This is a genomic window from Sporofaciens sp. St.21A7, assembly GCF_059728535.1.
Window position 1 is genome coordinate 3,731,548 of record NZ_BAAGFN010000001.1, and the last position, 16,494, is coordinate 3,748,041.

17 protein-coding genes and 1 pseudogene are annotated in these 16,494 nt (G+C 41.7%); all 18 read right to left on the reverse strand.

All coding sequences use genetic code 11. The features are described from left to right. Positions 1 to 11 precede the first annotated feature (11 nt). The 18 genes and pseudogenes from hisH to AC6I3O_RS18660 all read right to left on the reverse strand — a co-directional run bounded on the left by hisH (position 12) and on the right by AC6I3O_RS18660 (position 16,494). Complete coding sequence (gene hisH, locus AC6I3O_RS18575) at positions 12 to 617, reverse strand: imidazole glycerol phosphate synthase subunit HisH (RefSeq protein ID WP_497852121.1); 606 nt, start codon at positions 615 to 617, stop codon at positions 12 to 14. A 52-nt stretch (positions 618 to 669) separates the two neighbouring features. Then, on the reverse strand, positions 670 to 2,148 hold the full coding sequence (locus AC6I3O_RS18580) for a sensor histidine kinase (protein WP_497852122.1): 1,479 nt from the start codon (positions 2,146 to 2,148) through the stop codon (positions 670 to 672). Between the two features lies 1 nt (position 2,149). Beyond that, complete coding sequence (locus tag AC6I3O_RS18585; RefSeq protein ID WP_497852123.1) at positions 2,150 to 2,827, reverse strand: response regulator transcription factor; 678 nt, start codon at positions 2,825 to 2,827, stop codon at positions 2,150 to 2,152. Between the two features lie 177 nt (positions 2,828 to 3,004). Beyond that, the gene (locus AC6I3O_RS18590) at positions 3,005 to 3,382 is read right to left on the reverse strand and encodes a group II intron maturase-specific domain-containing protein (RefSeq protein WP_497852124.1); all 378 of its coding nucleotides are present in this window, start codon (positions 3,380 to 3,382) and stop codon (positions 3,005 to 3,007) included. A gap of 265 nt (positions 3,383 to 3,647) precedes the next feature. After that, positions 3,648 to 3,740, reverse strand: a pseudogene (locus AC6I3O_RS18595) (nuclease); the annotation flags it as partial. Positions 3,741 to 3,992: 252 nt separating this feature from the next. After that, positions 3,993 to 5,372, reverse strand: coding sequence for a lipopolysaccharide biosynthesis protein (locus AC6I3O_RS18600; RefSeq protein WP_497852125.1), 1,380 nt, complete (start codon positions 5,370 to 5,372; stop codon positions 3,993 to 3,995). 105 nt (positions 5,373 to 5,477) lie between these two features. After that, positions 5,478 to 6,809, reverse strand: coding sequence for a nucleotide sugar dehydrogenase (locus tag AC6I3O_RS18605; protein ID WP_497852126.1), 1,332 nt, complete (start codon positions 6,807 to 6,809; stop codon positions 5,478 to 5,480). Positions 6,810 to 6,823: 14 nt separating this feature from the next. Continuing rightward, positions 6,824 to 7,945 (reverse strand): DegT/DnrJ/EryC1/StrS family aminotransferase, encoded by a 1,122-nt coding sequence (locus tag AC6I3O_RS18610; RefSeq protein WP_497852127.1) that lies wholly within the window; start codon positions 7,943 to 7,945, stop codon positions 6,824 to 6,826. Then, positions 7,945 to 8,511, reverse strand: coding sequence for an acyltransferase (locus AC6I3O_RS18615; protein ID WP_497852128.1), 567 nt, complete (start codon positions 8,509 to 8,511; stop codon positions 7,945 to 7,947). Before AC6I3O_RS18615 ends, AC6I3O_RS18610 begins: the two co-directional genes overlap by 1 nt. Next, positions 8,511 to 9,590 carry a Gfo/Idh/MocA family protein gene (locus AC6I3O_RS18620; protein WP_497852129.1) on the reverse strand — a complete coding sequence of 360 codons (1,080 nt, stop codon included), beginning with the start codon at positions 9,588 to 9,590 and terminating at the stop codon, positions 8,511 to 8,513. Before AC6I3O_RS18620 ends, AC6I3O_RS18615 begins: the two co-directional genes overlap by 1 nt. Before the next feature lie 24 nt (positions 9,591 to 9,614). Next, positions 9,615 to 10,850 carry an O-antigen ligase family protein gene (locus tag AC6I3O_RS18625; protein WP_497852130.1) on the reverse strand — a complete coding sequence of 412 codons (1,236 nt, stop codon included), beginning with the start codon at positions 10,848 to 10,850 and terminating at the stop codon, positions 9,615 to 9,617. Between the two features lie 52 nt (positions 10,851 to 10,902). Beyond that, the gene (locus AC6I3O_RS18630) at positions 10,903 to 11,472 is read right to left on the reverse strand and encodes a glycosyltransferase (RefSeq protein WP_497852131.1); all 570 of its coding nucleotides are present in this window, start codon (positions 11,470 to 11,472) and stop codon (positions 10,903 to 10,905) included. Continuing rightward, on the reverse strand, positions 11,459 to 12,094 hold the full coding sequence (locus AC6I3O_RS18635; RefSeq protein ID WP_497852132.1) for a glycosyltransferase: 636 nt from the start codon (positions 12,092 to 12,094) through the stop codon (positions 11,459 to 11,461). The genes AC6I3O_RS18630 and AC6I3O_RS18635 overlap by 14 nt, the downstream gene beginning before the upstream one ends. Then, a complete protein-coding gene (locus AC6I3O_RS18640) occupies positions 12,079 to 13,158 on the reverse strand; it encodes a glycosyltransferase family 4 protein (RefSeq protein WP_497852133.1) in 1,080 nt (359 codons plus the stop codon). Before AC6I3O_RS18640 ends, AC6I3O_RS18635 begins: the two co-directional genes overlap by 16 nt. A 30-nt stretch (positions 13,159 to 13,188) precedes the next feature. After that, positions 13,189 to 14,412 carry a glycosyltransferase family 4 protein gene (locus AC6I3O_RS18645; RefSeq protein ID WP_497852134.1) on the reverse strand — a complete coding sequence of 408 codons (1,224 nt, stop codon included), beginning with the start codon at positions 14,410 to 14,412 and terminating at the stop codon, positions 13,189 to 13,191. Between the two features lie 17 nt (positions 14,413 to 14,429). Continuing rightward, complete coding sequence (locus AC6I3O_RS18650) at positions 14,430 to 15,257, reverse strand: hypothetical protein (RefSeq protein WP_497852135.1); 828 nt, start codon at positions 15,255 to 15,257, stop codon at positions 14,430 to 14,432. Continuing rightward, positions 15,254 to 15,787 (reverse strand): acyltransferase, encoded by a 534-nt coding sequence (locus AC6I3O_RS18655; RefSeq protein WP_497852136.1) that lies wholly within the window; start codon positions 15,785 to 15,787, stop codon positions 15,254 to 15,256. Before AC6I3O_RS18655 ends, AC6I3O_RS18650 begins: the two co-directional genes overlap by 4 nt. Beyond that, positions 15,784 to 16,494, reverse strand: coding sequence for a sugar transferase (locus AC6I3O_RS18660; RefSeq protein WP_497852137.1), 711 nt, complete (start codon positions 16,492 to 16,494; stop codon positions 15,784 to 15,786). The genes AC6I3O_RS18655 and AC6I3O_RS18660 overlap by 4 nt, the downstream gene beginning before the upstream one ends.

A 16,494-nucleotide genomic window follows, 5' to 3' on the forward strand; every position in this document is an offset into this window, starting at 1 on the left:
CGAATCTCCAACTATAAAGACACAAAATTCTTCAATATCTGAATTCCTACATCACTGCTCTTCTCCGGATGGAACTGGCATGCGAACACATTTCCCTGCTCCACAGAAGCATGAATCTTCGTACCATACTCCGTGACTGCAGTCACGATACTCTCATCTGCCGCTTTTAAATAATAGGAATGTACGAAATAGACATAAGATTCCTTGGGCAGCTTCCGAAACAGCCTGCCGTCATTTTGAAATTCCAATGAATTCCAGCCCATATGCGGAATCTTCAACCCGGGCGTCTCCGGAATCCGCAGAATCTCACCCTTCAAAACCCCAAGTCCTTCTACGCCCGGCGACTCATCGCTCCTCTCAAACAACAGCTGCAACCCCAGACAGATACCAAGGAATGGCGTCCCATTATCCACCACTTCATGGATCACATCGAAAAGCCCGTACTGGCAAATCTTCCCCATGGCGTCTCCAAACGCTCCCACGCCGGGGAGTATGACTTTATCTGCACGGAGAATTTCATCCCGTTTTCTCGTAATCGTTACCTCCTGCCCCAACAACTGCATTGCCTTTTCCACACTCTTAATATTGCCGGCATCATAATCAAGAATCGCTATCATCTCGCATTTATCCCCCTCTTCTCAAATCCCTGAATGGAAATCATTCACGAAATCATTGTACATCAAGTTCAAACCAGAATTCAACACCATTGTCGTAATTATTTACACCATATTCTTGATGGAAGGACTCCATAATTGCCTTTACGATGGACAGACCAATTCCATTTCCCCCGTATTCCCGGCTATGGGCCTTGTCCGCCTTATAAAATTTCTCCCAGATATGCTCCACATCCTCCCCGGCAATCGGCGTTCCCGTATTGAAGACTGTCACCCGGGCTTTCCCATCTAAAGTTACAATCTTAATCTCAACGACCTTTTCCTCGCCTGCATGGTGGAATGCATTACTGACATAATTACGGACGACCTGTTCCACCTTGAACTCATCCGCCCACACATAGATAGGTTTCTCCTGCCGGAAAATCACATGAATTTTCTCCTGCTCCGCAAGAATCTCCATGCTCTGCAAGACTCCATTTACCAATGCCGCCAAATCAAACCTTTCAAACACAATATCTTCATCCCCGAACTCCAACTGATTCAGAGTCAGCAGGTTCTTCACCATCTGGTTCATCTTCGCCGCCTCGTCCATGATAACATCGCAGTAGAACTCTCTGCTCTGGGCATCGTCGCTTACTCCCTCCTTGAGTCCTTCCGCATATCCCTGAATCAACGCGATTGGCGTCTTTAGCTCATGGGACACATTTCCCAAAAACTCATTACGCATCTTCTCTAATTGCTCTTTCTGCTCAATGTCCTCTTTCAGCCGATTGTTAGCGCTCTTCAATTCGGAAATGGTACTCTCAAGCTTCTCCGACATCCGGTTAAAATTCGCCCCAAGTTCACCGATTTCGTTGCTGCCTCCGCTTTTATATTTGGCATTAAAATCCAAATCCGCCATCTGGTCGGACAACTTGGCAAGCTCTAAAATCGGAGCTGTCAGACGCCTGGAAAAATACCATGCAAAGGCGACCGTCAATAGAATCAAGATACTTCCGATAGAAAGCAGGAAACGGTTGGAAATCTTCGCACTCTCCTTGATTCCTTCCAGCGGACTTCTAAGCAGAAATTGGCTTCCGTCCGCAAGCTCTCCCCACATCTCGATATAATCCGTCTGGTTCCATGGATTCCAGGACTGGTTAATCTGATATTCATCCGTCCCCTCCAGAACCTTACAGTCCTTCTGCGCCTGATTCAGAAGATACCCTAATAACTGGTTCTTGAGCTGTTCCTTGTCATGCACATTGGTTAAATAACCGCCCTTATCGTCTGCAATCAAAAAGGAAATATTATTCTTCTCTGCCTGAAACGCAAGCCTGCCTGCCATTTCTTCATCCATAAGCCTGCCATCTTTCAGCGCCCCATTCTCTACTGCAAGATTCAGTTCCTCGTACATGCCGATGAACTGTGTCTTTTTATTTCCCAGATAATAAGGCTCCAGAAGCCAGAGATTGATTAGGAAAAGCGCCGCTACGAAACTGACCAGAAGCCCCAGAAATACCGCAATCATCTGCCGTTTAATCGAATGTTTCATGCTATTCCACCTCGAATTTGTAACCCATTCCCCAGATTGTCCGGATATAATTCCCCTTCTCGCCAAGTTTGCTTCTTAATTTTTTAACATGGGTATCAATGGTCCTTGCGTCTCCGAAATAGTCATAGTTCCATACATTGTTCAGAATCTTCTCTCTCGAGAGGGCAATCCCCTGGTTCTCGGCGAAATAGGACAGAAGCTCGAATTCCTTGTAGCTGAGTTCGATTTCTTTGCCGTCAATTTTTACCTGATGCGCCGCCTTGTCGATGCTGATTCCCCCGGCGTCGATGACTTGTCCGGCATCCAGCGCATTGACCCTTCTGAGGATTGCCGTGACCCTTGCTACAAGGATCTTTGGGCTGAATGGTTTGGAAATATATTCGTCCACGCCCAGTTCAAATCCTTGAAGCTCGTCGCGTTCTTCGGAACGGGCGGTCAGCATGATAATTGGTACTTTGGAGGTCTGGCGCACCTCGCGGCAGACCTGCCACCCGTCCATGTTGGGCATCATCACGTCAAGGATGATGAGGGCGATATCCTTGTCTTCATAGAAAAGTTCCATTGCCGCTGCGCCGTCTGAGGCTTCCAGTACGCGGAAACCTTCCCTCTCAAGAAAGTCCCGAACCAGCTTGCGCATCCTGCTCTCGTCGTCCACGACTAAGATTTTGATTTTATCCATATGACATAACCTCCGTTTGGGAATAATGTGTTTATAGTATAGCAGATAAATATGGATATTGTGTGAAAGATTTTACTTTTACACTTCAGGGATCGGGTAGGAGGCTACCCATAAATTGAGTAGCCGACCTCCCACACCACTGTACGTACCGTTCGGTATACAGCGGTTCAATAGTTTTCACGATACTTTCAGATAATAATCAAGCATGGAGATATGTCCCAGCCTGGCTATTATTTTATTGGTGAGGGCGACGCTTAGCGTCTGCGCTGTCCTCCAGCAACCTTTCCGGCTGTTGGCTATCTGATGCACCTGCCATTCTTCAATCTTTAACGCTCTTAGGTTTCGGTACCTCGTTTTCACCTTTTTCCATTGTTTCCAATAGATTGCACGTATCCTGCGCCGGAGCCATTCATCTGTCTCCGACATCAGCCCTTTCATGTCTGAAAGTTTGTAGTAATTTATCCACCCTCTGACATACTCCGCAAGTTTCTGTCGCCGGTAGTCGTTACTCCACCCTTTGCTCTTCTGGGTTATCTCCCTTATCCTGCCTTTCATCTTTCTGGCGCTCCTAGGGTGTACCCGGAATCTGTACTTCCCTCTGTTCCTGTAAAATGCGTATCCCAGATACTTTATTTTGAGTTTTGCCTAATCCTTTCTTCAAATTCCACCTCACGATGGACACCCTTGGCTTCGGCTGTATCCTTCCCACTGCAGGGCGGATTGGGGACTTTCACCCGTTAGAACGTGTGCCCACCGGGCACACCAAAAATAGAGCCGAGAATCTGTTTTTTTAGATTCCCGGCTCTATAACTCTGCCTATGCCATAGTACATATCCTCTGCATCTGTACAGGAGAAGTCATACATTAACTTCCCGATTGGCTTATCGCTGCGGTAAGCGCCATTTACATACATAAAAATCAGGTTTTGTGTATTCAAGCAAAAAGGTTTTGTAAAATTTGTTTAATTGCCTTATGCTCAGATTCACATGACAACAACAAATAGCGCTCATTTATAAAATCAACTCTTGTTATAATAAAGGCTAAACGATTCCACAAAAACTAAAAGTATTAGTTCAGGTGAAACAATCCTCCAATGTTTTAGCCTCCCATATTTGTATGTATGTTTTTGAAATATAGAACATACGAAAATTTAGCCACAGACAATTCAATGCATAAATTTTAATATGGATAATTGTATAAAATATGCTAATATAAATGGGATAACTACCAGTCTCACCACAAAAATTACATACCTTCTCAAATCAAAACCTGTATAATAGAAAAAAACGCCGTTTTCAAAAATGCGTTCTATTGTAAAAGATACCGACATTACAAACAGAAATGTCCATTCTGAAATACCCGTAAATATATTTATCAGTGCAAACAAAAGTATGCCAATTACAGCATTAGCAGAAGCAGAAATCAAACTCCATGAATTTTTTCCAATAATTACAAAACTGCCTGACAAACAACTACTACAGAATCCAATAAGAAAATATATCCCTAATACTGCTGCATATGCACCGGCCTGTTCCCATTGCGCTCCTAATACTATTTTAAATATCCATCTTCCAAATACCATCAATATCGCAATTGGCAATATCGCAATTTTAATACTTGATTCGAGTATTCTAAACGCAAACTCTCCTATGTCATCACCCTCCCTATATCTTTTACTTGCCTCCTGGAAATAGACACGATTAATCGGAACAGCAAGCAAAGATGTAGATAATGACATTATTTTATTTACCATAGAATAGTATCCTAAAACAGAGGAAGAAAATGCATCGCTTAATATCCGGAGCGGTATTTGGTTTGCTATATTAGATACCAAATTTGAAGGCATCTGATATTTCGGAAACCTACTATAGGACTTCAATAAGCTCATATAACCTATCTTTTTGTTATCAGGAATTTCCGAATAAGGATTTACATGCTTAATTACATGGATGATATTTGCTAATACAGATATTATACTAGCTACCGTATACCCTATAAATCCCAGTCCCATAAAACCAAACAGGATTGATAATCCCATATTAACAACAGCGCCGATGATTGGATTCCAAAATAATACTTTATATAATTTCAAACGATTTGCATAGGCATAACAAATGTTATTAATTATATATGACGTCACATAAATCCATAATACGATTAATGCAGCTGAATATGATACTCCTTCTGTATCAAGCAATTTCCAATATGGAGATATCAGATAAAGAAATCCTACGCAAATTGAACAAATGAACAATGAACACAGCGTGACTAAACGGCATAATTCCCTGGCTTCTGTATCTTCTTTCGGAAGCATAAATACAGTCAGCATACCCAGGGCTGAAACAGCAATTATAATATTTGCATTGGATACTATTAATGTATAGTCTCCCATATCGGAAGCCGTATAAATTCGGCTAATAACAGGAGTTGATAAAGTCAATATCACCTGACCTATCAGCACCCCAGAAGATAAAGAAAGCACACTTTTTATAAAAGAGCTCTTTTTTATCCTGTTTATCCATTGCTTTACCATATCTAAAATCATATTATTCCTCGGGCGACACGTCCCCAATCTAACCCCCACATTATCTGCAAAGCCCTTTATAATGGCATCCAATATCTGATATAGGCTTTAGTGAATTCATTAATTCTATAATCTCCAGAATCTCATTCCAGACGCTTTAAGCTCGTCCATGCGATACAGGCTCTTTACATCCACAAGAACCTTCTCTTCATCAGAAATCTCAGCTTTAAACAACTCTTTCAACTGCATCATAGACCTGGAGCGGTACTCATTATGGCCCACAGCAACTATCACACAATCGGCCTTCGGGATATCCTCCCAGGGTACCAGATCCACACTATACTCCTGCTTTGCCACTACTGGATCCGCCCATGAATCGGTCACAACAGGAACGATATCGTATTCCTTAAGACGATTAATAATATCTACAACCTTGCTGTTTCTTGTATCAGGGCAATTCTCCTTGAAGGTAAGGCCAAGAATAACTACGGTAGCTTTCTTCGGAGCCATACCTGCTTCAATCATCTCTTTAATAGCCGCATCTGCAACAAAAGTTCCCATAGAGTCATTTACCTGACGGCCGTTCAGTATAATCTGGCTATGATAACCCAGTTTTTCCGCCGCATTGGTAAGATAATACGGATCTACCCCGATACAATGGCCGCCGACAAGGCCCGGCTTAAATCCAAGGGCATTCCACTTTGTATTCATTCCTGCCAGTACCTCGTCGGTATCAATATGCAGCTTATCACAGATAATTGCAATTTCATTCATAAATGCAATATTGATATCTCTCTGGCTATTCTCCACAACCTTAACCGCCTCAGCTGTCTTGATATTAGAGACAGGGAATGTGCCAACCTTAATGACGATATCGTAGACCTTCTTAATCTCTCTTGCGGACTCTTCATCCATGCCTGAAACAACCTTACAAATACTAGTCAGTGTATGTACTCTATCGCCAGGATTAATTCTCTCAGGAGAATATCCAATCTTCCAGTCGACTCCGCACTTAAGCCCAGACTCCTTTTCAATAATTGGAATGCAGATATCTTCGGTAACACCGGGATATACTGTAGATTCAAATACAACGATTGACCCAGGAGCAAGGTTCTGGCCTACAGTCTTAGACGCACCCGCCACTGGACGAAGGTCGGGGCTATTATCATCATTAACAGGAGTCGGTACAGCCACAATAATAAATTTGGCTTCTCTTAGCCGAGTTGGATCGGCAGTAAAATCAACAGTTGTATTCTTGATGTTATCTCCGACTTCATTCGTTGAATCAATTCCGTTCCTATATTCATTCACTCTTGTCTCATTAATATCGAACCCAATAACCTTCACATGCTTTGCAAATTCCACAGCAATAGGCATTCCCACATAACCTAAACCCACAAGAGCCAACTTCTCTTGCCCAGAAATCAATCCATTATAAATCGTATTAAATTCCGTCATCACTTTCTCCTTCTTTATGCCAGCAATTCTCTGCAAATCTGATCCACGGTTTCCTCAGTCAAATACGGGTGCATAGGTAAACTCAAAACTCTCTTCGTAGCCTCAATCGTATTCGGATACATATCATCACTCAAATCCATCCATGCATATGCTTCCTGCTGATGCAGTCCTCTCGGATAATAGACCATAGACGGAATGCCCTTGGCTTTCAAATTAGCCTGTATAGCATCTCTTTCTTCCTTAGTGTCTAAAAGAATCGTGTACTGAGCCCAGCTTGAATAGAAACCGTCCTGAACAGTGGGAATAACAAATCTGTCTTTCAATCTTTCTGTATACCATTTTGCCGCCTTATTTACTGCCTCAAGCTCATAGTCCACAAATGCCTTGAATTTTGGAAGAAGGACGGCTGCTTGAATCGCATCAAGCCGACTATTCATACCGATCTCTCTATTATCATACTTGTCCACAGGAGACTTGCCCTGAACACGGAGGGAGCGAAGCCGGGCATTAATCTCATCATCATCAGTAAATATGGCGCCGCCGTCTCCGTAACAGCCCAAAGGCTTAGCAGGGAAGAAAGAGGTTGCTGACAAATCCCCAAAGGAACCGGCCAGTTTTCCACGAATGTTACCGCCAAATCCTTGCGCGGCATCTTCAAGAACCTTCAAACCATACTTCTTGGCAATAGGAAGAATCTTATCATAGTCGGCAGGCTGCCCGAAAAGATCCACCGGAACAATCACCTTAGGAGTCAGCTGCCCCTTTGCAATAACCCTCTGAATTGCTGCTTCAAGAGAATCTGGATCCATGTTAAACGTAGCCAGATTAATATCCACAAAAATAGGCGCAGCGCCAAGAATAGAGCTTGTCCCTGCGGATGCAAAATAAGTGAAGTCCGAGGTAAACACCGCGTCGCCATGGCCAATCCCCCAAGCCATCAGTGCAAGCTGAAGCGCATCCGTACCATTGCCGCAAGACACACAATGTTTTCTTCCTACATAATCCGCTAACCTGCCTTCCAATTCAGTTACTGGCTTTCCAAGGATGAAGGCTGAACTGTTAATTACATTTTGGATACCCTCGTCAATATCCTGTTTTAGAGCCTGATACTGGGCTCCTAAGTCTCTAAACTGCATTATTTGATTTCCTCCAAACCATTTTCTGTCGCTGTATATTTTCTGCCGCACTTCCCACATTTCAAGGTTTCGCTCAATAATTCACCGCATTCACAGACCCATCCGGCTCTTCTGGCTGGGACGCCAAGCATAAGCGCATGGGCCGGGACATTTGATGTAACCACCGCGCCGGCGCCGATTAACGCCCATTTCCCGATTTTATGGCCGCATACAATGGTAGCATTTGCCCCAATTGAGGCGCCTTCTTCTACTATTGTCTTTTTATATCCCGCATGTCCCTTTGGATATTTCGCTCTGGGAGTAAGGTCATTCGTAAATACGCAAGACGGGCCGCAGAACACATAATCTCCAAGCTCTACGCCTTCATAGAGGGAAACATTGTTCTGCATTTTGCAGCCATCGCCTACAAATACATTATTAGACACATTCACATTCTGCCCAAGAGAGCAATTTTTACCAATCCTGGCGCCAGACTGAATATGGCTGAAATGCCATATCTTCGTACCTTCTCCTATCTCAGCCCCATCATCAACAATGCTTGTCGGATGTACCGAATAATCAACCATCAGTCAAATCTCCCCTCAAAATCTGTAGAAGCAACATCCTTAAGAGGCAGCTTAACCGGCATTCCGGTTGCAGCCGACTGATAAATAGCCAGTATCATCTCCACGGCATTTCGTCCTGCAACAGCATCTATGTACGGAGACCTGCCTGAATTGACGGCGTCAATTACGTCAGCGTAAAGGCTGGTATGGCCGTTCCCATAGACATTGCTGGTCTGTTCCTGTAACCCCTTATTTTTGCTGTCTTCCTCACTCTCATCCGCAAAATTCCAGACATCAATGTTATTTGTAGATGTTCCGCCTATCTTAACAGTTCCTTTTTCTCCAAACAGACAGAGCGTCTCTTCCAGGTTCCTAGGGTATACATTAACAGTGCCCTCGATAGTGCCGACAGCGCCATTCTTGAACTTTACAACTGCCATACCTATATCTTCACATTCCAGATAATCGTGGAATTGCCGCTTCGTAACTCCGTATATTTCTTCAACCTCATCCCCCATCATCCAACGCAAAAGATCTATACCATGGATACACTGGTTAAACAGACACCCTCCGTCAGAAGCCCACTTACCACGCCATAAAGCCTGGTCATAATACTGCTTGCCACGATTCCATCGAACATGAACAGACCCATGTGAAATACGGCCGAAACGACCGTCTTCTAATGCCTTGCGCATCTCCTTAACAGCCAGATTAAAGCGATTCTGATGACATACTGAAACCTTCACACCCTTCTCCTGACTTCTTCGGATAACTTCCTCTGCATCTTCCATTGTCATTGCCATTGGCTTCTCAACAATCACATTTACGCCCTTATCAATACAATAGAGCGTAATCTCTGCATGGACTCCGCTGTCTGTAGCAATTGCCGCAAGTTCAATCTCAGGGTGCTCAGAAAGCATTCGTTTATAATCTGTATACCGCGCGATAGTCTCATCCTTTTCCAAACCATGATTAGCCAATAAGTTCTCGATTGCCTCTGGCAGTAAATCACATGCGGCAACAAAATCAAGACTATTATGAATCACTGCTTTCACATGATTTGCCGCGATTCGGCCGCATCCTATAAGTGCATACTTCAATTTAATATCCTCCTACATCATAATTTATTGATATTCTCCACTTTTATGTGAATTGTTAACAACGAATCCAAGAAACAGCCAAAACATATAAAAGGTTAAATAACTGCCCGAAAACATGAGTGGCATAAATCCGCAAAATACAAATCCCCAAAACAATAATTTTTCTTCATATACCGTACATTGTGAATACTTTTTAAGAACAGTTTTTAGCAAGAAAAATAATATAAGCACGCCAACAGGCAAACCAAATTGCATAAAAATTTCCAAAAAGAAATTATGGGGATAACTGCCTATCGAACCACCTAACCCAGACAGATTGCGTGACAATAAAACTCGGTCATTTAAAATTCCGCATCCTACTATCGGATGTTCCTTAATAAAAGAAATTGCATAGCCATATATGAGATTTCTTCCACTATCTTGTAGAACGCTGCCATTTAAAATCCTGCTAATTGTTCTCATGCTAAAAGTTCCGCCTGAATGCAAAGCAATCCAATAGAGTATTGTTTGATAATTCAAAAAAATCATTATCGCAGCTGCCGCAGCCAGTATATATATGACAATATGACCGCGTCTATTGAATCCGCTCAGCATAAATCCAACAATTATCATCAGTACACACAGCAAAAACGGGCCTCTAGCGCCTGTCAGAAGGGCTACTATAACCGTGATAATCGTAAGAGCAATATCATATATCTTATGTTCTTTGAAAAGCGGGACATACAGTAAGGCCAATGCATACAACAAACTATACCCGTCATACTGGGAATAGCCGCCAGTTAGATTTTGTATATTTGAAGTATTAAATAATGTTGTCAAAAAAATAATTAAGAACGAAATTCTTAAATACCAATTTGTTTTCTCGCTTAAATGAAATAGTTTTACAGCATAATAAAGCAGCAAACCTCGGAAATATATACTACCAAGGGCATCAAAAACTACTTTCGTATCGGAATAAAAACTAACAGCTCCAAGTAAGATTGATATTCCAACAAACCCCAAAATACACAGATCAATCATTCTGATAATCTTAAGAAGCTTTGGCAATACCTTTAAAAACATCACAACAATAAGCACATATGTGATATAGCGTCCAATTGCAGAATAGTCGGCTGCAACCGCGCCAAACAAGCGTTCCATTAACGAAATGATATAAGTTATGGTGTATACAAAACAGAAAAATAAATTATCATATTCAATTTCACCTAGTTTTATAACCATTACACCTGAGCTTTTCTGCTCATTATGAAAACTCCTCATTACAATCCCTTCCGAGAAAATCTGTTATTCAATATAGGAAACCTTCGTAAAATTAATCTACAAGCAATCTCTCAAAACAGTTTACTAATACTACCTTTTCCTTTTCCCAACACATCTCGTTCTTTGCCCTTATCAAATTTATTTTGCACTTATTATAAAATTCATTATCTGTCCTCATCTTATTGACAGCCGCTTTAATAGCATTACTATCATTCGGATTGCAAGTAAGCCCAATCTGATAATAATCAATAATTCTTTTCATTTCCGGAAAATCCGAAGCTACTATTGGAGTTAATGACTGTATGCTTTCAAAAAATTTATTAGGCAAAGAATAGTAGTAACTCTTTACTTTTCCCTGAATCATCATCAGGCATAAATCCACAGCCCCTACATATTTATATAAGTCAGAGATAGGCACGGCAGGATGAAATAAAACCCGGTCGCTAACGCTGTACTTTTCAGCTAAAGCATGAAGGAACTCTACATAATTTATTTCTCCGTCCCCTAATATAACGCCATATATCAAATCATTGAATGATACCTGTTTTATCAGTGTTTCAATTCCCCTGCCTGTGGTCAAGGCTCCATGATATAAAACTAAAAATCTGTTATCTTTTCCCATGAGCCTTACCTCCTCTACCGAATTCATTAAACAATTCCGTTCTTGTCCTTAAACATTCATCATTATCTATATTCCATAAATTGGGAGTGCTTCTAATGACAATAGGCCTGTTCTTTAAGTTGTGTATTCTCATAACTTCATCAGCAATTGTGTCGTTAACCATGATTGAAAATACACATCTTTTCATCAAAAAGCCTTCCCACCATTTAACTAATGTTAAGGCAGCTTTTCTTCTCTTTACATTTCTGCCTAATTCAAACTCATGGGAATCATATATAAGTTTCACTTTCTTTCTCATAAGCAGGGAACCCATCCACCCAATAGTAAGTCCCGAAAGATCATGACCGGATATAATGTCTGGTTGCATTTTTTTTGCAAAATATGCCCAAGTAAAAATCGATACGATTCTGTTTAGCGCATTTGGTATCTTAGAGCCTAATGGACGAGTAGAATATCTGTAAACCTTAAACCCATCAACTTCATCCAATCTGCCCGCATCATCCACATTACCCTTAGCCAAAACGGCCACATCTGTTCCCATTTCTTTGTATACGGACAACTCTCTTTTATCTCTGCTTGCATTTTTCCACTCTGAAGCGCATATTTTTAAAACGAAAGACATTTGTAAAGTCTCCTCAGTTCTTTGAATTCAACTTCCCATGTATAATGTTTTTCAACAGCTTCTCGGCCCTTAGTTCCCATATTCTGCGCCATATCAGGGTTATCCAGTATTTTATTTATGGCGGCCGACAACTCTTTTGGTGAATTCGGATTAATGCAAACGCCCGCTCCGCTCTTATCTGTGAGCGCCTTCCATGCCGGAAAATCGGAACATATATATGGGAGGCCCGCCGCCATATATTCATACATTTTTATAGGTTGGGAGTCGATATAATTTGAAGCTGGCTGAAGAACACAAAGACCAACCATCGCTCTTCCATAAAGATTATTAATACCTTCTCTGTCTAGCAATCCAATATATTCAATTAACCCCTCCCCAGCGCCAATTTGCCCAATTTTATGATTACCGGCTAAAAACAATGTGCCATCCACATCCTTCATTGCTTCGGCCATCACTTTTTCTCCGCGAATTTCGCTAATACCACCTGCATAACAAATGACACGTTCTCTTTCGCTAAATGGTTTGGTCTGATATATGATGTCATCGAACTTAGGATAATTATTTACAATTATGACTTTTTCGGTTCGGTTCTTAAAAGTCTCGGCAATATGTGGAGTTGCGGAAACAACTGCATCAAATTTCTTAACGGCATGTGTTTCATAAGCCTTATAAATTGAAGATACAAGTCCTCTTATTATTTTAGGAATCCAAGGCTTATCTTTTATTTGGGCCGAAACATCTTCATGGCTGTCAAATATAACTTTCTTTCCCGCCTTCTTTAGCTTAATGCCATATGGAAGAAGCTCCGGATCATGAAAATGATACACGTCGCAATCCAACGCTTTTGCTTTTAGATATACCATCTTTGCAAACTTGGACATTCTGGTCAGTCTTCCTCCAGATGGATTACCCAGCCCAACTACAGTGACATTATTCTCAATCCTTGAATCGCCCTTAGCAACTAGGTAGACCTCATGGCCAGCATCCGCTAATGAACTACATTCCTTTACAAATACTCTTATATCATCACTTGGATGAGCGCTTGTGAAGTGACAAACCTTCATTTATATATCTCCTCAAAACGACTGCCGTTATCAGCAGCTTTCGATAACAGAAATAAGTCTTTCAGTTAAACGTGAAAAATCATATTCCTTTGCGGCTGCTTGTGCATTCCTGGCATAAACTGAAATCTTATCTTTATCCATACCTGCCATCCCCTTTATTCCGTTGGCAATTTCAACAGCAGTATTTGCTTTTGTTTCTACTCCGGCTCCATAGCCAAGCACGGGATTATACTCTCCATGAAAATCTACCAATATAGGCTTTCCAGCGGCTAAATAGTCAAACAACTTGTTGAGGCTAAGTCCAAACCTCATGATAGGCGTCTCGGAATTATGGATGATGTTTAAATCGGCATGACTGGTGATATATGGGATATACTTCTTTTCAACTCTGCCCTTAAAACATACGTTACTTATATTTTCTGATTCTACCCTCTGCTTCAACTCTGACAACTCATCGCCGTCGCCCCATATAAGAAATTTAATTTTCTCATCATCTATCAGCTTCGCTGCATCAAGCAGCAATCCGACATTATTCACCTTCCGAATTGCACCGGCATAAACGACCTTGAAGAGCTCGTCATCTTCCAAATCTTCATCCGAGACAGGATTCTGCGACACATTTCTCTTAAATCCATCCAAATCGATTCCGTTGTTGATAAATGCAGCCTTAGATCTTGGAATATCTTTTTCCCAGCGCTGCTCAACTATGTAGTCATAAGCTCCCTCCATGGTAAAGACAATCCGGTCTGCTGATGTGTAAATCTTTTTTTCAAGTTGTCTCAATATGCGGACAATCGGATTCTTTGAGCCTGCCACGCCATAAGCCACCAATGTTTCAGGCCACAAATCAGCTATTTCTGCAACAGCCTTTATACCATTTTTCTTAGCATACTTAATTCCTGCATAACATGAAATTGGATCAAATGATGTGGCTACAATTACATCCGGCCTTTCTAATTTCCCACAGACAGATTTCAGCTTCCATGCAAATTCCAATATGTTTATAACTCTCTTTACTCCATTGCCTTTATATGAAGAGCACTTAATATATACATAAGGAACTCCGTCAACAACTTCATGAACATACTTCCGATGATCTTCGATTAAATTAACATCCGAATTATGGACAGAACTGGCAGCTATAATCGTCGCTTGATGCCCCATTTTTATTAAGTTCTTTGCAAATAGAAATGGCCTTGCCAAAGGATAGTATTCTGGCGGTACGCCATAATGATTGATAAGCCAAATCTTCATCTCATTGATCCTTCCATTTAACTTATATCTCTCCTTATCTCCTCCATCTGAAGGAGCGAGTATACCAAGCTTCCTAATTTCTTATCTTTATTTATCCAATTTCTAATGGGGTACAGCATGCTTACCGCAACGCCGACAGGAAATCTATACCTTATATTCAGCCTGCAGTAGGCTTTCCTAAACTCAAAGTATTTCTCCAGATAATCCTGGAATGATGTCTCATGGCGAATTGATCTGGCGCCGTCGCAGATGTAGAAGTCTTTGCTCAATCTATCGTTATAATCTTCCACAATTGCTGCCACCATCGCAGCATTGATCCCAAATTTCTCTGCATGTGGATCTGCTCTTAGAACCGTAAATTCTATATGATGTTCATATTCTGTAAGACAGGCATAAGCAACAAGTATACCTATATCCTTATCAAAACCTCCATACACAACCTTTTCATCCCAGCTCGCCAGCCCAGCTTTAAACTTCTCTGCATCCACTGTCGGTCTATATTTCTCAGGCCATCCACTGAATGCAGCTATCTGTACATCCAGAAGTTCATCCGCATAATCCGCCGCCTTTATCCTGCGGACATCAAAGTTCTTCTTGCCTTTATTAATTTCATAACGTCTTTTGGCTTTAAGTTTTGATATATCAAAAGATGTATCTTTAATTACATACCACCACTGTGTTTCATATCCACAATCAAAATCTGAGGTCCATCTAGCTAATAGAGGAATCCCCCTCCCCTCCCGAGATTTCCAAATCATGCCATTCATTATTGGCTCTAAATCTACATCTTCATGTGGCTCTGTGGCCGGTATCATTGCGTAATTGTAATATTTCCATTTCATCATGCTGCCGACACCTCGTTTCCGAAATGTCCTGCACGATTCTGCACGGAATCCCTACGGCCGTAGCGCCTTCCGGAACATCTCTGTTCACTAGAGCGCAGGCGCCAACCACGGAATTCTTTCCAAGAAATACCCCCCCCCTTCGATTTGTTCAGAGAGTTCTTTGAAATAATGCTGGCTCTCATACCTATGTATACTCCATCTTCGATTTTTATGGGATAATGCCCCTGATTCTTTCCATGGCAGGCTAAATACACACCATACGAAATTGTTACGTTATTTCCAATCTCCAAAAGATCGCAGCACATATCGTCCAAATAACATTTCATCCCGATAAATGTATGTTTTCCTATTTTAAAGCCACAGAGCCGATATATGGCTACACGTAAGTTGTTGAATACAACATTGGGCGCTACCACCTGTGCCAAAAATTTTCTGATAGGCTTTGCCGCCACTGTAGACATGGAATAGTCGTAATAATACGGAGCCGGTTTACCATTTATCTTTTCATATACAAACTTCAATATCTTCATATATTCTTCAGCTTCTCCTCAGCTTCTGCTTGCTTTAGGTCATACTCTTCTTTGCCAATTCTCCCACGGCTCAACAAATAATCGCCAAAGTCCTCGGCAGTCGCCATATCGCCCTCAGTGATTCCTTCATGCTTTATGAATGCTTTTCCCACTGTGGCGAAAATAATCTTGATATCACCGATAAAAGTAATATTCTCTATATACTTCAAATCCCATGAGAGTTTATCTTCCCAGCTGATGTCATTGCGCCCATTGACCTGTGCCAAACCAGAAAGTCCAGGTTTTGCAGTATGCCGCATTCTCTGCTCCGGCGTCATGAATACCAGGTCTTTCACAAGCTGCGGCCTAGGACCGATAACGGACATCGTGCCGTTGAGAATATTAAATGCCTCTGGCAGCTCGTCCAGAGATGTTGAGCGCAGCCACTTGCCATACTTTGTCAGCCTGGCTTCATCCGGCAATAACGCTCCATTCTCGTCCCGCTCATCCGTCATAGAGCGGAATTTATACATCTTAAAGATTTTCTCGTCCTTACCCGGTCTAGGCTGTGTGAATAACACAGGTGAACCCAGCTTCATCTTGACCAAAACCGCAATGATTGCGTACAGCCAGCCAAAAACGATAATAGCAAGAAGAGAACACACAATATCAAATAACCGTTTTATGTATTTTTCATAGAAGCCAATCTTCCGCTTAGCGCTTACCAT